17 protein-coding genes are annotated in these 13,946 nt (G+C 65.9%); 10 read left to right on the top strand and 7 right to left on the bottom strand.

The window, feature by feature from the left end:
* Window positions 1-9 precede the first annotated feature (9 nt).
* On the top strand, window positions 10-1,005 hold the full coding sequence (locus tag XH96_RS14855; protein ID WP_194393146.1) for a P1 family peptidase: 996 nt from the start codon (window positions 10-12) through the stop codon (window positions 1,003-1,005).
* A 55-nt stretch (window positions 1,006-1,060) separates the two neighbouring features.
* Window positions 1,061-1,273 carry a KTSC domain-containing protein gene (locus XH96_RS14850; RefSeq protein ID WP_194393145.1) on the top strand — a complete coding sequence of 71 codons (213 nt, stop codon included), beginning with the start codon at window positions 1,061-1,063 and terminating at the stop codon, window positions 1,271-1,273.
* Between the two features lie 13 nt (window positions 1,274-1,286).
* On the opposite strand, the gene XH96_RS14845 is transcribed toward XH96_RS14850, so the two are convergent.
* Window positions 1,287-2,072, bottom strand: coding sequence for an EF-hand domain-containing protein (locus XH96_RS14845; protein ID WP_194393144.1), 786 nt, complete (start codon window positions 2,070-2,072; stop codon window positions 1,287-1,289).
* 250 nt (window positions 2,073-2,322) lie between these two features.
* Between XH96_RS14845 and rpe the strand changes: the two genes are divergently transcribed.
* The 5 genes from rpe to XH96_RS14825 all read left to right on the top strand — a co-directional run bounded on the left by rpe (window position 2,323) and on the right by XH96_RS14825 (window position 4,292).
* Window positions 2,323-3,024, top strand: coding sequence for a ribulose-phosphate 3-epimerase (rpe, locus tag XH96_RS14840; protein WP_194393143.1), 702 nt, complete (start codon window positions 2,323-2,325; stop codon window positions 3,022-3,024).
* Window positions 3,025-3,073: 49 nt separating this feature from the next.
* Window positions 3,074-3,634 carry a hypothetical protein gene (locus tag XH96_RS14835; RefSeq protein WP_194393142.1) on the top strand — a complete coding sequence of 187 codons (561 nt, stop codon included), beginning with the start codon at window positions 3,074-3,076 and terminating at the stop codon, window positions 3,632-3,634.
* Between the two features lie 131 nt (window positions 3,635-3,765).
* Window positions 3,766-3,900, top strand: coding sequence for a hypothetical protein (locus XH96_RS39625; protein WP_256439349.1), 135 nt, complete (start codon window positions 3,766-3,768; stop codon window positions 3,898-3,900).
* Between the two features lie 4 nt (window positions 3,901-3,904).
* Window positions 3,905-4,084, top strand: coding sequence for a hypothetical protein (locus tag XH96_RS14830; protein WP_194393141.1), 180 nt, complete (start codon window positions 3,905-3,907; stop codon window positions 4,082-4,084).
* 25 nt (window positions 4,085-4,109) lie between these two features.
* Window positions 4,110-4,292 (top strand): hypothetical protein, encoded by a 183-nt coding sequence (locus tag XH96_RS14825; RefSeq protein WP_131871275.1) that lies wholly within the window; start codon window positions 4,110-4,112, stop codon window positions 4,290-4,292.
* Window positions 4,293-4,317: 25 nt separating this feature from the next.
* On the opposite strand, the gene XH96_RS14820 is transcribed toward XH96_RS14825, so the two are convergent.
* The 5 genes from XH96_RS14820 to XH96_RS14800 form a co-directional block, all read right to left on the bottom strand.
* A complete protein-coding gene (locus tag XH96_RS14820) occupies window positions 4,318-5,757 on the bottom strand; it encodes a bifunctional serine/threonine-protein kinase/universal stress protein (protein WP_194393140.1) in 1,440 nt (479 codons plus the stop codon).
* A gap of 5 nt (window positions 5,758-5,762) precedes the next feature.
* Complete coding sequence (locus XH96_RS14815) at window positions 5,763-6,503, bottom strand: metallophosphoesterase (protein ID WP_194393139.1); 741 nt, start codon at window positions 6,501-6,503, stop codon at window positions 5,763-5,765.
* 116 nt (window positions 6,504-6,619) lie between these two features.
* Window positions 6,620-7,225 carry a hypothetical protein gene (locus tag XH96_RS14810; protein WP_194393138.1) on the bottom strand — a complete coding sequence of 202 codons (606 nt, stop codon included), beginning with the start codon at window positions 7,223-7,225 and terminating at the stop codon, window positions 6,620-6,622.
* On the bottom strand, window positions 7,218-7,904 hold the full coding sequence (locus tag XH96_RS14805) for a hypothetical protein (protein WP_194393137.1): 687 nt from the start codon (window positions 7,902-7,904) through the stop codon (window positions 7,218-7,220). The genes XH96_RS14810 and XH96_RS14805 overlap by 8 nt, the downstream gene beginning before the upstream one ends.
* The gene (locus tag XH96_RS14800; RefSeq protein ID WP_194393136.1) at window positions 7,901-8,671 is read right to left on the bottom strand and encodes a MotA/TolQ/ExbB proton channel family protein; all 771 of its coding nucleotides are present in this window, start codon (window positions 8,669-8,671) and stop codon (window positions 7,901-7,903) included. The genes XH96_RS14805 and XH96_RS14800 overlap by 4 nt, the downstream gene beginning before the upstream one ends.
* Before the next feature lie 200 nt (window positions 8,672-8,871).
* Here XH96_RS14800 and XH96_RS14795 point away from each other — a divergent pair, with 200 nt between their 5' ends.
* Window positions 8,872-10,239 carry a sensor histidine kinase gene (locus tag XH96_RS14795; protein WP_194393135.1) on the top strand — a complete coding sequence of 456 codons (1,368 nt, stop codon included), beginning with the start codon at window positions 8,872-8,874 and terminating at the stop codon, window positions 10,237-10,239.
* A gap of 7 nt (window positions 10,240-10,246) precedes the next feature.
* Window positions 10,247-10,900: a response regulator transcription factor gene (locus tag XH96_RS14790; protein ID WP_194393134.1), complete on the top strand. Its 654-nt coding sequence runs from the start codon at window positions 10,247-10,249 to the stop codon at window positions 10,898-10,900.
* 552 nt (window positions 10,901-11,452) lie between these two features.
* Here XH96_RS14790 and XH96_RS14785 read toward each other — a convergent pair.
* Entirely contained in the window at window positions 11,453-12,040 is a 588-nt protein-coding gene (locus XH96_RS14785) for a TetR family transcriptional regulator (RefSeq protein WP_194393133.1), read from the bottom strand.
* A 582-nt stretch (window positions 12,041-12,622) separates the two neighbouring features.
* Here XH96_RS14785 and purB point away from each other — a divergent pair.
* Entirely contained in the window at window positions 12,623-13,930 is a 1,308-nt protein-coding gene (purB, locus tag XH96_RS14780) for an adenylosuccinate lyase (RefSeq protein WP_194393132.1), read from the top strand.
* The last annotated feature ends 16 nt before the right edge of the window (window positions 13,931-13,946 follow it).

Raw genomic sequence — 13,946 nt, 5'->3', positions numbered from 1 at the left:
GAGGCCGTCTTGAAAAACCTTCTCACCGATATCGCCGGCGTCCGGGTCGGCCATGCCGAGAATACGGAAGTGGCCTCCGGCACGACCGCCATCATTTTCGACCAGCCGGCCGTCGCGGCGATCGACGTCCGCGGCGGCGGCCCAGGTACGCGCGAGGCCTCGACGCTCGACGTCGCCAATACCGTCGAGCGGGTCGATGCGATCGCGCTTTCCGGCGGCTCCGCCTTCGGCCTCGATGCCGGCGGCGGCGTGCAGGCCTGGCTCGCCGAACAGGGGCGCGGCTTCAGGGTCCGGGAGGCCGTGGTCCCCCTCGTTCCGGGCGCGATCGTGTTCGACCTGCTCAACGGCGGCAACAAGGCCTGGGGCCGCTTCTCGCCCTATCGCGATCTCGGCTATGCCGCCGCCGCCGCCGCCGGCACCGATTTCGCGCTCGGCAGCGTCGGTGCGGGCCTGGGTGCGACCACCGCCACCTTCAAGGGCGGGATCGGCTCGGCGTCGGCCGTCACGACGAACGGCGTCAAGGTCGCCGCGATCATGGTGGTGAACGCGGTCGGCAGCGTCACCGTCGGCAACGGTCCCTGGTTCTGGGCCGCGCCGTTCGAGGAGAACGGCGAGTTCGGCGGACGGGGCCTGCCGCCTGCGTTCACGCCCGACATGCTGGCGATGCGCATCAAGGGCGGGCCGGCCGCGAGTGAGCGCGAGAACACCACGATCGGCCTCGTCGTCACCGACGCGATCCTGAGCAAGGCGCAGGCCAAGCGGCTCGCGATGATCGCGCAGACCGGATTTGCCCGCGCGATCTATCCGGTGCACGCTCCGCTCGACGGCGACGTGCTGTTTGCCGCGGCCACCTGCGAAAAGCCGATCGAGCCGCTGGTGGAGCTCACCGAGCTCGGCATGGTCGCCGCCAACGTGGTCGCACGCGCGATCGCAAGCGGCGTGTACAGCGCGACCGCGCTGCCGTTCCCCGGTGCACTGCCGGCATGGAAGGACAAGTTCGGCTAGGCGGGAAACGAAACCGCGGACACGGCGTTGTCCCGGCGGACCGAGGTGTTTCGCCATGCCGTCGTCCGTGATCCGATTCTTTCGATATGCGCCAGGCACGCGCGAGCTGAAGGTGACTTTCGTCAGCGGAAGGATCTACCTCTACGAGGACGTTCCGCCCGAGACCGCCGCTGCATTCGGTCAAGCGCGCTCAAAAGGGACGTTCTTCAATCGCGAGATCCGCGACCGTTATGTCTATCGTGACATCACGCGCGAATATGCGGGTTAGCCTTGGAGCGCGCTTACACGCTCATCGACATTGATGAAGCCGACCCCGCCGAAGCCTGCGCCTGACGCTGCATCATCTGCCCGAACCAGTCATAGGGCGAATTGCCGCCGCCGTTGGCATTCGAACTGCTGGAGGCGCCAGGCACGGTGGTCGACATCTTGAATCCGTCGGCATAGGTGACGGTGGTGGTGGTCGAGCCATCGGCATTGGTCGTCGTGGCCGACGTCGAGCCGCCGCCGGATTGCGACGAGGAGTCCGAACCACCGCCCGAGCCGCCGGCGCCCTGCGCCTGATCGCCGTGGCCGCCCCGCAGCGCCTTCGTCATCTCTCCGAGATTGATGTCGCCATCCGCATTCGCGTCCATCTTCGAGAACACCTCGTCGGCCTTGGCCAGATTGGTGCCGCCCGCGCCGAGGGCGTCCTCGAACTCGGACTTGGTGATCTTGCCGTCACCGTCGCCATCGATCTGCGAGAACAGGTCCTTCAGCGCATCCTCGGGACTCTTCGATGCCGAAGACGCCGACCCAGTCGAGGATGAACTGGTCGCGCCGCTCGTGTCCGTCGACTGGCCCTGCGCCGCGAACAGCGCGTTCATCGTCTCCGCCGAGATCTGCGGATATCTGCCCGAATTGACCGACGAGGTGGCGCCAGTGGTCGTGCTGCTGCCGCTGTCGATCGCGAACGGGTTGGTCGCGCCTTGCGTCGATCCCGTCTTCTGCGTCGATGAGGATGATTTCGAGTTCGTCAGCGACTGGATCGCGCCGAGCGCACTCGATACCGCACCAAGGGCGAACAACATTGCACAACTCCAACCGATGCGGCACGCCGCAGCCAATGTTCCGGACTGACGTCAGCAAGCGTCGTGCCATCGTGAAAAGCTCAATGAAATCCGCCTCCGCCGCGCTCGGCACCGCCGGGGAACACCGGCAATTCGTGCCGGCCGCGGCAGAAATTTCCGCCCACAGGAAGCACGGCTTCCCTGCATTGCCCGCCACGGAGGCCCATGTTAGGCGAGGCCATCTTTCACGGCCGCCACGGGAAAACGCGCCATGACCCAAGCCTTCGCCCCCCGCCCCCTGGCCATCGCGCCCTCGATCCTGGCCTCGGACTTCTCCAAGCTCGGCGAGGAGGTGCGCGCGGTGGATGCCGCCGGCGCCGACTGGATCCATCTCGACGTGATGGACGGGCACTTCGTTCCGAACATCTCCTACGGTCCCGATATCATCAAGGCGATGCGTCCGCACACCAGGAAGATCTTCGACGCGCATCTGATGATCTCGCCCTGCGATCCCTATCTCGAGGCCTTCGCGAAAGCCGGCTGCGACCACATCACCGTGCATGCGGAGGCAGGTCCCCACCTGCACCGCTCGCTGCAGGCGATCCGCGCGCTCGGCAAGAAGGCCGGCGTCTCGCTCAATCCGGCGACGCCGATCAGCGCGCTCGAATACGTCCTCGACCTCGTCGACCTCGTGCTGGTGATGTCGGTCAACCCCGGCTTCGGCGGCCAGGCTTTCATCCCCTCCGCGATCGGCAAGATCCGCGACATCCGCGCGATGACGGCGGGCCGTCCGATCGACATCGAGGTCGACGGCGGCGTCGGCCCTGACGTTGCCGGCGCGCTCGCGGCGGCCGGCGCCAACGCCTTCGTCGCCGGCACCTCCGTGTTCAGGGGCGGCACGCAGGACGCCTACAAGGCCAACATCGCCGCGATCCGCAACGCCGCGCTGGGAGCCCGCGGCGAGGCCATCTGACCTCCATTCGCGCGCCGAACCGGCCTTATGGCCGCAGCGACCAATGGGAATGGATGAGATCCGTGCCACTCCCTTCCTGGCAGGCTTGCGGCGCCTGCTCGCCGAGACCTTGCAGGACGGCGAGCGGGTGGTCTGGCAGGGCCAGCCCGACGGCGTTGCCCGGATGATCATGTGGCGATGTCTGTGGTGGATCGGCGTCCCCTGGCTGTTGCTGACCGCCGTCGCCGTCAGGAACGATTGGATCGACCAAGCAGCCCAACCTCTCATGATGCTCGGAGTTGCGATGGCTGCCGCTCCGCTGGTGATGCTGCTGCACGACCTGCAGACGCTCTATGTGATCACCGATCGCCGCGCGCTGATCCTGCGAACGGCCTGGGGCAGACGGACCGTCAGCCAGACGCCGTTCCGGGCGATGGACACTGCGTTCGAAATTCTCGACATCGGCGGCGGCACCGGCCATCTCAACTTCGCATCAGGGCGATCGACGCGTTCGCCCGATACCGACTACACCGGCCGCTACGGGTTTCGCTGTGTTCGAAACGCTCCGCGCGTCCGGGATATCCTCGAGGGCGCACGCGCCGGAAAGGTGCGGCGGTCGCCCGCGCAATAAACTGGAGCGCCTCCAGGCGCTGCAGTGGGCAATTGCTGAAAATTGCAACCTCGTTCCGTACTCCTCCGGACTTCCCTGATTCGCGCAAATCACTGCTAGTGGTTCTTGCCTGTTTTTCACGGGAGCACATCATGACGACGACCCTGGTCTGGACTGGCGTGGCGTTGTGGATTGGTTTCAGTGCGTTTGTTCTGTTCGGCCCTTCGACCGGACCGGTGCAGGTCCCGGTACGTTCGGCGCGCAGCGTCCGTCGCAATCGGATCTGACGCCGTGCAATTCGCGCTCGTGAAGCGCCAGCCGAAGCGCAGGTGCCGTATCCCGCGTCGTCCGCATCCGGGCCTCGACTACTTCTTCGGTCGGCTCGAACTCGCCGAAGGCGAGATGCGGGACGATCCGGGCGAGGAAACGGCGGACCTGGATTACCCGCTCCGGTCACCGAACCGGCATTGAAGATTCTGGATTGGACTCGATACTGATGAAGCCGCATTGCCCGAACTGCCTGAAGGAAATGACCAAGGCGTCCGCGTCGCGTAACCTGTTCAGTTGCGAGCCTTGCCGCGAGATCATCCAGTATTTCGGCGGCGGCGCGGATCACGGCGAACCCGGCCCGGAATTCTCCTGGCCCATCCGCCGCAAGCGCTCCGCCCACGCGGCCTGATCCAAACCCGCAAGAGCCAGGCGCGCTATCCCGCCCTGTCGCCGCCATCTGAGTCGCCGACATTGCCAGCCAGCCGCTGCGGCCGCACCACGGTGACGGTGCAGCTCGCTTCCGCGGCCACCTTGGCCGAGACACTGCCGAGCAGCGTGCGCCTGAACGAGTTCTGCCGTGCGCCGATGATGACGTGGTCGACCTGGTTGGCCTCGGCGAATTCCAGGATCGCGGCGGCGGGATCGACCGACTCCAGCACATGGGCCGTCAGCCGGCTCTCATCCAGCTTGAGCGGCGTCGCCCAATGCCTGAGCGCAACCAGGCGGTCGATATGCTTGTTGGAGCCCTGCTCGTCCAGCGTCCGGTCGATCGCGATCCGGTTCAGCTTGAGCACGTTGACGCAGGCGAGCCGCGCCGACGGCAAGGTGGCGAGGATGCGCTCGGTGGTCACGCGCAGCGCCTCGTTCAGCTCCGGTGCGCCCTCCACGGTGTCGAGCGCGACAGCGAGGATCGGGCTCGATGCGATCTGGGCCGCGACGTCCGATTTCGCGCGCGGCGCCATGACGCCAAGGTTGAAACGACGCCGCCAGGCGACGCTGAGCGGATCACGTTTCACCCGCTCCGAGCGCGCGGTGAGCTTGACCTGGTCCGGATGGGCGAGATCGAAGGCGAGCTGGGACGCCGTCGGGTAGCGCCACACCGGTTCGATCTCGAGACACCGCAACACCACCTCCTGAAGCCAGGGCGGATAGTCGGCGCGGAGTTTCCGCGGCGGATGCGGGTCGCGCCAGAGCCGGCGCCGCATCGCGCGCAGCGTCTCGCCCTCACCGAACGGCCGCTCGCCGGTCGTGAAGAAATAGAGCAGCACGCCGAGCGAGAACAGGTCGCTGCGCGGATCGTCGCGCACCCCTGACAGCCGCTCGGGTGCCATGTAGGGCGCGGTGCCGTAAGGCAGGCGGAATTCCTCCTGCAGGAGATCCGGCAGGTGGTTGTGATGCGACAGCCCGTAGTCGATCAGCACCGCCTCGCCGGAATCGCGGAACATGATGCTGCTCGGCTTGATATCGTGATGGATCACGTTCTGCCGGTGCAAATCAGCAAGCGCAGTTGCGATCCTGGCGACGAGCTGCCGCGCCTCGTCGTAAGGCAGCGGCAGGTCGGGCAGCCGCTTGTAGAGCGTGGCGCCCGGGATGCGCTCGATCACGACATAGGCCTGGTGGGCGAAATCACCGGTGCCGAAGCAGGCCGGCACGTGCGGACCCGCGAGCCGCGGCAGGATCATCATCTCCATCTCGAAGGAGACGATCGCGGCGGGATCCTCGCCCTCCGACACCCGCGGGATCTTCATCAGCAAGGGCACGTCGATGCCCGGATGGGTGACGGCCCACAGCGTCGCCATGCCGCCGGCATGCACGCATTCACCGATGGTGTAACCGTCGATCTCCGCGCCTGACTTGACCAGGGGTTTCGGCATCGCGGTCAGCGCCCCTGCGACAGCCTGTCGGCCAGCCAGGGCGGCAGCCCATTGTCGCGAATCCTGCTTGCCGCGGTCGCAATGTCATAGGGTGCGCGGCAATAGGTGAGCTGGCATGAGTCCGTGTCGAACAGCACGAAGGACGCCGAGGGATCGCCGTCGCGGGGCTGGCCGACCGAGCCGAGCACGGCGAGCCATTGCCGTCCGCGCAGGAGCTGCACGGGGACGTCGGTCTTTGGCACGAAGCTCGTCATCTTGGCCGTCACCGACATCGAATAGAGCGCGGGGCGATGGATGTGGCCGCAGAACGTGACATGGGCAGGCGTCGCGATCAGGCTCTTGGCGGCGTCCACCGTCGAGCGGACATAGTGCCAGCGCTGGGGGCTGGAGGCCTCCGAATGCACGAACAGGCGGTCACTGTCCTCCACCAGCATCGGCAATTCGGCCAGGAACCGCCGCTGCGCGGTGTCGAGCCGGCCGCGGGTCCATTCGATCGCGATCTGCGCCTCGGCGTTCATGGTCTCGGCCGAGGAATTGACCGCCTGATCATGATTGCCGCGCACGGCGACGGCGCCCTGCGCAACGAGCTCCATCGCGGTATCCACCACCCATTCCGGATCGGCGCCATAGCCCACGAAATCGCCGAGCAGGACGAAGCGCTCCGCGCCCTTCGCACGGGCGATCTTCAAGCAAGCTTCAAACGCCTGCCGGTTGCCGTGGATATCCGAGAAGACAGCTAGGAGCACGCACCCTCCACCCTCCAAATCTTATTGAAGGCCGATAAGGCCAAATTGAGGGAGGTCAAGACCATGCGCCAGCGCCGCGCCGTTTACCAGCGTGCCCCGCGCGGCTGGTGAAGTGCCTATTGCTCGTCCTTGGGCGGCATCCGGGGCGGCGGCAGCGGGGTGAACACGGCGCCCTGCGCGCCGGCCGGCGGCGCATTGAATTCGCCTGTCGATGAATCGCCGCCGCTGGTCTCGAGGATCGTCTTCGGCGTTACATATTCCCTGACCATGTCGATCAGGCTGCCGTCGCCGCCGCCGAAATCCGCGGCACGCCCGCCCTGGGGATGACCGGCCGCGATCTCGTTCTGCGCTGCATGGGTCTTGTCGGCCAGCCTGTCGTCGTACGGCACCCGGAAGGCGCGGGGGATGCCGCTCGGGCGATTGTCCTCGTCAAGCGCCTCGACCCACAGATAGATCGAGCCGGGATCGCCTTCCAGCGAATGCGGCTCGACGATGCGGGCCTGGAGCAGCTTGAAGGCGGCAGGCATCCTGTCGGAGCTGGCCCAGCCGAGCAGTCCGCGCATTTCGGTGAAGCTGACGACATAGAAGGCGCTGGTGACGACCACGGCGACAGCCTTCAACGACCAGTGCAGCCGCGCATAGACCAGCACCACCAGCAGCAGCGCGCCGATCACGGCATAGGCGACCGACAACGTCAGGATAACCGTTTGCAGGCTAGTCACGGCGGACCCTCGTAGCGTTCCTGCTCACGCCGGTCCTGGGATCGAGATCGCCGCCGTTGCGCCAGCTGCTGCGGAACGTCTCCAGCAGCGATTTCGGCCGCTGATCGACATCGACGACCTTGCCTTCCGCATCGATCCGGAATCGGACCGCGGTCTTCTCGTCGCCGGTGTGGTCGAGCGTGAACTTGTTGTCGAAGATCACCTGCGCGGTCGGATTGAGCTTCTGCACTTTCACACTGGCGGTCACAGGCTCGCCGGTGGTGGCGACGAAATGCGAGACGTTGACGGTGTACTCGCCGGCGACGATGCCGCGCACGGTGACGATCTCCTCGCGGATGGGCGAGGCGATCTTCTTGCCGTTGACGATGATGAAGTCATTGGCCCCGCCGCGATCGTCGCGGTCGAGCGTCAGGAAGCCGGCCTCCCGGTGGCGATACCAGGCGATGTTGCCGGCCGGATCCTGCACGAAGAGGTCGAGATCGTCTGGATGATTGTCCGGCCAGTCCATCGTAATGATGAACTCCGCCTTCGAGTCGATCTTGCCGTCCTTGGCGTCCGGCGAGACAGCGAGCAGTGCCAGGAAGAACAGGAACGCGATCACCTGGAGCGCCTTGAACAGCATCACGCCGAGCGGATCGAACGGCTCCTCGCGCGGATAGAGACCGAAATCATCCATCATGACGGCGCACCGGAACCTTTGCGCTCCAGCACCGGCGTCACATAGGTCTCCGTCAGCAGCACTGCATCCGAGAACACCCGCTGGGTCGCGGCGTCGAGCATGTAGTACTGGATGCGGACCAGGATCGAGCCGACGAGGCCGGCGAGCGTCGTGTACATCGCGACCGCCATGCCGTCGCTCATCAGGCCCATCGAGGAGCGCATCGCGACCTTGTCGGCGGCATCCAGTCCCGCGATCGGCGCCAGCATGATGATGAAGCCGATGATGGTGCCGAGCAGGCCGAGCTTCATCAGCGTATCGGAGACGAAAGCACCGAAGCCGTTGGAGCCCCGCAAGCGATCAGCGAGGTTTCGCAACAGCAGCGTCTGGTCGACCGGCCGGTAGTCCTGCGCCGCGGCTTTCGTCACCAGGCTCTGGATGTGGTCGCGCACCAGTCCGCGCGGCAGCACCGCCGCGCTCGCATCCAGCACCTTGCTGCCGTCCGGCGCCGCCAGCACCGCCCGGCAGCGCCGCGCCGCCGCGCCTTCACGCGCAATCGCCCGCGTGCGCAGGAAGCAATGGCCGCAGGTGAGGACGTAAAGCAGCGCGATCACGCTGGAAATGTAGGTCCGGTCCGAGGTCAGCATCAGGTGGATCAGGCCGAAGCGCCACAGCAGCACGACGGCGAAGATCGAGAGCCCGGTGAAGATCATCCAGAACAGGAGCGCACTGCGCTCGGACGGGTCGGTCGCAGTCCCCGCGATCGGTCCAATCGTGATCGAACTCATGCTGCACCGCTCCTGGCTCGCAAGCACTGGCTTGCAACGCATCCCCACCGATTAGATCAAAGCCGCCGTTTCAGGTCCAAAGACCCATGCCCAATCCGGCTTGGGAAATTTGCCCAAGCTGCAATCCGCCCCAACCACCACAATTGGCAAGACGCGGCGGCGTTGTTAGGCTGACCTTACCAAACGTCGGGGGTGATCGCATGCGCCTCGTGCTTCAGCTTGTCGCCCGTCTGCTGCTCATCGTCGTGCTCTGTCTCGGAGCCGCGACCGTGTGGGCCACCTTCGACGCCTATCGCAGCATCGATCGGGCGACCGCGGCCTCGGCGCAGCGGGTCGCGCAGGCGCTCCAGGCGCTGTATTGGCGCGAGCTCTTGTTGCGCAGCAGCAGAGCGCGCGAGCATCTCCTGCCGGTTCCGGACTGGCGCACGCTGGAGACGATGAAGCTGATCTCGCCCGGCGTCTGCGTCGAGTTCCAGCCGGCTGTGGCATTCGAGAAGCCGCTCTGCGGCCAGAGCGAGGGGCTGGGCAAGGCGCCGCCGCGCTGGTTCGCCGCCATTGTGCCCACCTTCCTCGGCAGCCACGCCGAGGTCATCCGGCCCGTCAGCCCCCGCGCGGCGGCTGCCGGCACGGTGGTTGCGACGCCGGACGGCGCGGCGGCCATCTCGCTGGCCTGGGAGTACATCCTCAATGTGATCGATGTCGCGCTGCTCATGGCGGCGGCAATTGCGCTGCTGGCCTCGCTCGCGATCGCACATGCGCTGGCACCGGCGCGCACGATCGTCACCGCCTTGCAGCGCATGGCGCGCGGTCAATATCGCACGAAGCTGCCGCGCTTCCGCTCGATGGAGCTGGCGATGATCGGCAGCGCCGTCGGCGCGCTCGGCAACCGGCTGGAGGAAGCCACCGAGCAGCGCGCCGCCCTGACGCGGCGCCTGATCGAAATCCGCGACGACGAGCGTCGCGCCCTCGCCCGCGAGCTGCACGACGAGTTCGGGCAGAATCTCTCCGCCATCCTCGCCTTCGCCAACACGATCGAGACAGCGAGCACGAAGGACCGCAGCACCGGAATCGCTCAGGATGCGCGCATGATCTCGCAGGCCACCCATCATTTGATGTCCTCGCTCCGCGATGCACTGAAGCGTCTGCGCAATCCGCTGCCCGAGGAGCTCGGGCTCGAGGCGAGCCTCGTCAATCTCGTCGACAGCTGGCGTTCGCAGAGCGCGGCGCGGCCGACGATCCAGCTCGATCTCAGGGGTGACCTCACCGACATCAGCGGTCCGGCCGCCAACACGGCCTATCGCGTGGCACAGGAATGCCTGACCAACGCGCTCCGTCACGGCGTGGCGCGCGAGATCAGCCTGCGCGTCGAACGCCGTGCCGGCGAGGACGATGCGCTGCTGATCCACGTCGAGGACGACGGCGGCGGCGACGCAGCCCGTGTCGCGCAGTCGGCCGGCTTCGGTCTGACGGGCATCCGCGAGCGCGTCACGGCAGCCGGCGGATCGCTGTCGATCCTGCCGGCCCGCGGCGGCCTCAGCGTTGCCGCCACCATCCCGCTCGCTGCGTGAGGCCGGCATGAGCGAGGTTGCAGCAACAGGCATCTCCGTGCTGCTGGTCGACGACCACCCGATCGTCCGGCAAGGCTACCGGCGCGTGCTGGAAAGCCAGGGAGATCTGCACGTCGTGGCGGAGGCCGACAACGCCGCGGACGCCTACAGCGCGTTCAAGGCGCATGATCCCGACGTCGTCGTGCTCGATATCTCGATGCCCGGCGCGAGCGGGCTGGAGGCGATCCGCAACATCCGCGCGCGCAGCCCGCGGGCGCGGATCCTCGTCTTCACCATGCACAACGAAGCCGTGCTGGTGAAGGCCGCCTTTGGCGCCGGAGCCTCGGGCTTCGTCACCAAGAGCAGCGAGCCGTCCGCGGTTGTGCGCGCCATCCGCAGCGTGGCGCGCGGTGAGCGCGCCATGAGCGACGACATCGCGCATGTTCTGGCCGAGGACAGCCTGTCGCCGAAGGGTTCGGCGCTGGACCAGCTGGGTGAGCGCGAGATCGAGATCCTGCGCCAGTTCGCCGGCGGCGCCACCACCGAGCAGATCGCGACGCATCTCAATCTCAGCGTCAAAACGGTGCAGAACTATCACTACCTGATCAAGACCAAGACCGGCGCGCGCACGGATGCGCAACTCGTGCGGCTGGCCGCGACCTGTGGGCTGACCAGGATCTAGCAGCCAGGCTGCCGCACTCCTTATCTCCCGAAGCTTCTCAATCTGCTGAACGAGATTGGAACGGAGCCGATCCGGCTCCGGTTAGTACGCCAGAAAAGGAGTAAAGCGTCATGAGTAAGGGTCACCACAAGGCAGTCGACCATCCCCCGATCATCACAGTAGGCGAGCTCATCGACGAACTTTGCCGCCTGCCGGACACGGCCGTCGTCCACTTTCGCTGCCCCATGTTCGATCAGGAGCTGACGTTCTACCGCCTTCGAAAGCGGTCAAAGGACGCCGTCGAGATCGCAGTCAATGCATACCCGCACAGCCCGCCGGTCGTGCCATCCTCCGATCCTGCCTTCCACACACGAAAACATTCGGCTTCCTCGCCCTCGCTTCGCGACGGCGCCGCTCTCCAAAAGGCGAAAGGTTGACTGGCCGCAGCCGGGATTGAATGGAATTTGCGGCCTTAAAGCATGATCCGGAAAAGTGCGCAGCGGTTTTCCGAAAAGATCATGCTCAAACAGCAACCTAAAGCGCGATGACGATTCGTCCCAATCGCATCGCGCTTTAGGCCGTCCTCAGCCCGCGCAGCAGCAGAGCGAGCGTCGCATCGACGCGCGCGGAGAGATCAGCGTCCTTCCACTCGTCGGCATGGGCGGGATGATGGAAGCGGACGGTCGCATCGAAGATCGCGCGCGCGGTTGCCTTGACGTCGCCCACGGCGAATTCGCCCCGCTTCACGCCATCGGTCAGGATCGCCGCGATCTGGTCGATCATGGTGTCCTTGTGACATTTGACGGCCGCGCAGGCCTCGCGTGCCAGCGTCAGGTAGGTCTCGAACATTTCGGGGTCGTCGAGCACACGCGAACGCTTGGCTGCGAACAGCGTGCGCAGCCAGCGGTCGAGCCTGTCGGGCGCCGGCCCCTGCTCGTTGGCGATCGCCAGCAACGGCGCGTCGATGCGGTCCAGCCAGCGTTTTGCAACGGCCTCGCGCAGCGAGGCCTTGCTGGGGAAATGGCGATAGACGCTGCCGTGGCTCACATCGAGCGCACGGGCAACGTCGACCACGGTGGCCTTGGCAAGTCCGTAGCGCCTGAGCACGTCCTCGGTGACTTCGAGGATCCGCTCCGGCGTCAAGACAACGGCTTCATTCATGCCAGCACCATGTTCCCGTTTGGGGCTCAGTTACCCGGCGGTAGGGCTGCTTCCGAAGCGCCCTTGCCGGTCGTTCGGAAAGCCTATGCCTTAATGAGGCAGTTTTGCAGCCTGCGCCGCGATCTGGCGCGCCACCAGCAAATTGAGCCAATGCCCAATCGCGCCGGTGAAATTGAGGATTTCGGTCGTCATCGTCGTAAGTCTCCATTCGTCCGCGGTCCCCGTTGTTCGATCCGCCCTCCGATCCGAGCTTGTTCGGATGTCGGGCTCCCCGGAGGATTGTCGCGGGACGCCCAATCGGAGCGTCCGGAGACGGATATACACGTCCCGCTGACAGATTTCAATATCTGTCAGTCAATGATCCGTGATTGACCGCTGATTTCTGCGGCCGGGGCAGTCCCCTCGCCGGATACCGCTGCCGGCCGAACCTTGGCGCTGGCTGCCTGCTCGGTCCAATCATCCCCTGCTAGCTTGCGCCCGCCGTTTGTTCAGGCCTCCCCGCTCTGCTAAATCACGGCGTAAAAGACATTTTGGCCGGCACAGCCCCCTTGGGCCGCCCGCCTACCTTGCTGGAGCCGTCAGATGATCCCCCGCTATACCCGCCCGGAAATGGCCTCGATCTGGGAGCCACAGACCCGGTTCAAGATCTGGTTTGAGATCGAGGCGCATGCGGCGGACGCGCTCGCAGAGCTCGGAACCATCCCCAAGGAGGCCGCCAGAACGGTCTGGGCCAAGGCCAAGGACGCCACGTTCGACGTCGCCCGTATCGACGAGATCGAGCGCGAGACCAAGCACGACGTCATCGCCTTCCTCACCCACCTCGCCGAGATCGTCGGCCCCGAGGCGCGCTTCGTGCACCAGGGCATGACCTCCTCCGACGTGCTCGACACCTGCCTCAACGTCCAGCTCACGCGCGCCGCCGACTTGCTGCTCGCCGACCTCGACAAGGTGCTGGCCGCGCTGAAGAAGCGCGCCTTCGAGCACAAGATGACGCCGACCATCGGCCGCAGCCACGGCATCCACGCCGAGCCCGTCACCTTCGGCCTCAAGCTCGCCTATGCCTATGCCGAATTCACCCGGGCCAAGGAGCGCCTGATCGCCGCGCGGAAGGAAGTCGCGACCTGCGCCATTTCCGGAGCGGTCGGTACTTTCGCGCAGATCGATCCGCGCGTCGAAGAGCATGTCGCGAAGGCCATGGGGCTCGTGCCGGAGCCGATCTCGACGCAGGTGATCCCGCGCGACCGTCATGCCATGTATTTCTCGACGCTCGGCGTGATCGCTTCCTCGATCGAACGGATCGCCGTGGAGATCCGCCACATGCAGCGCACCGAGGTGCTGGAGGCCGAAGAGTTCTTCTCGGAGGGGCAGAAGGGCTCGTCCGCGATGCCGCACAAGCGCAACCCGGTGCTGTCGGAGAACCTCACCGGCCTCTCGCGCATGGTGCGCGCCTATGTGACGCCGGCCCTGGAGAACGTCGTGCTCTGGCACGAGCGCGACATCTCGCATTCCTCGGCCGAGCGGATGATGGGCCCCGACGCCACCGTGACGCTCGACTTCGCGCTGGTGCGCCTCGCCGGGATGATCGACAAGCTCCTGGTGTACCCCGCCAACATGCAGAAGAACCTCGACCGCCTCGGCGGCCTCGTGCATTCGCAGCGCGTGCTGCTGGCGCTGACGCAGAAGGGCGCGAGCCGCGAGGACGCCTACAAGCTCGTGCAGCGCAACGCCATGCCGGTCTGGCGCGGCGAAGGCGACTTCCTCCAGCTCCTCAAGAAGGACACCGAGGTGAAGAAGTATCTCACCGACGCCGAGATCGAGGAACAGTTCGACCTCGGCTATCACCTCAAGCACGTCGACACGATTTTCAAGCGCGTGTTCGGCGAGAGCTGAACATCGCTTTCGTAGC

Origin of the sequence: Bradyrhizobium sp. CCBAU 51765, from assembly GCF_015291725.1 — a bacterium.
GTDB lineage: Bacteria > Pseudomonadota > Alphaproteobacteria > Rhizobiales > Xanthobacteraceae > Bradyrhizobium > Bradyrhizobium liaoningense.
This window is presented reverse-complemented; position numbering and strand designations above follow the sequence as displayed.

Coding starts and splice junctions, on each gene's coding strand:
- XH96_RS14850 (WP_194393145.1), top strand. CDS start 1,061: ATGCCGTCGTCCGTGATCCGATTCTTTCGATATGCGCCAGGCACGCGC.
- XH96_RS14845 (WP_194393144.1), bottom strand. CDS start 2,072: ATGTTGTTCGCCCTTGGTGCGGTATCGAGTGCGCTCGGCGCGATCCAG.
- rpe (WP_194393143.1), top strand. CDS start 2,323: ATGACCCAAGCCTTCGCCCCCCGCCCCCTGGCCATCGCGCCCTCGATC.
- XH96_RS14835 (WP_194393142.1), top strand. CDS start 3,074: ATGGATGAGATCCGTGCCACTCCCTTCCTGGCAGGCTTGCGGCGCCTG.
- XH96_RS39625 (WP_256439349.1), top strand. CDS start 3,766: ATGACGACGACCCTGGTCTGGACTGGCGTGGCGTTGTGGATTGGTTTC.
- XH96_RS14825 (WP_131871275.1), top strand. CDS start 4,110: ATGAAGCCGCATTGCCCGAACTGCCTGAAGGAAATGACCAAGGCGTCC.
- XH96_RS14820 (WP_194393140.1), bottom strand. CDS start 5,757: ATGCCGAAACCCCTGGTCAAGTCAGGCGCGGAGATCGACGGTTACACC.
- XH96_RS14805 (WP_194393137.1), bottom strand. CDS start 7,904: ATGATGGATGATTTCGGTCTCTATCCGCGCGAGGAGCCGTTCGATCCG.
- XH96_RS14800 (WP_194393136.1), bottom strand. CDS start 8,671: ATGAGTTCGATCACGATTGGACCGATCGCGGGGACTGCGACCGACCCG.
- XH96_RS14795 (WP_194393135.1), top strand. CDS start 8,872: ATGCGCCTCGTGCTTCAGCTTGTCGCCCGTCTGCTGCTCATCGTCGTG.
- XH96_RS14790 (WP_194393134.1), top strand. CDS start 10,247: ATGAGCGAGGTTGCAGCAACAGGCATCTCCGTGCTGCTGGTCGACGAC.
- XH96_RS14785 (WP_194393133.1), bottom strand. CDS start 12,040: ATGAATGAAGCCGTTGTCTTGACGCCGGAGCGGATCCTCGAAGTCACC.
- purB (WP_194393132.1), top strand. CDS start 12,623: ATGATCCCCCGCTATACCCGCCCGGAAATGGCCTCGATCTGGGAGCCA.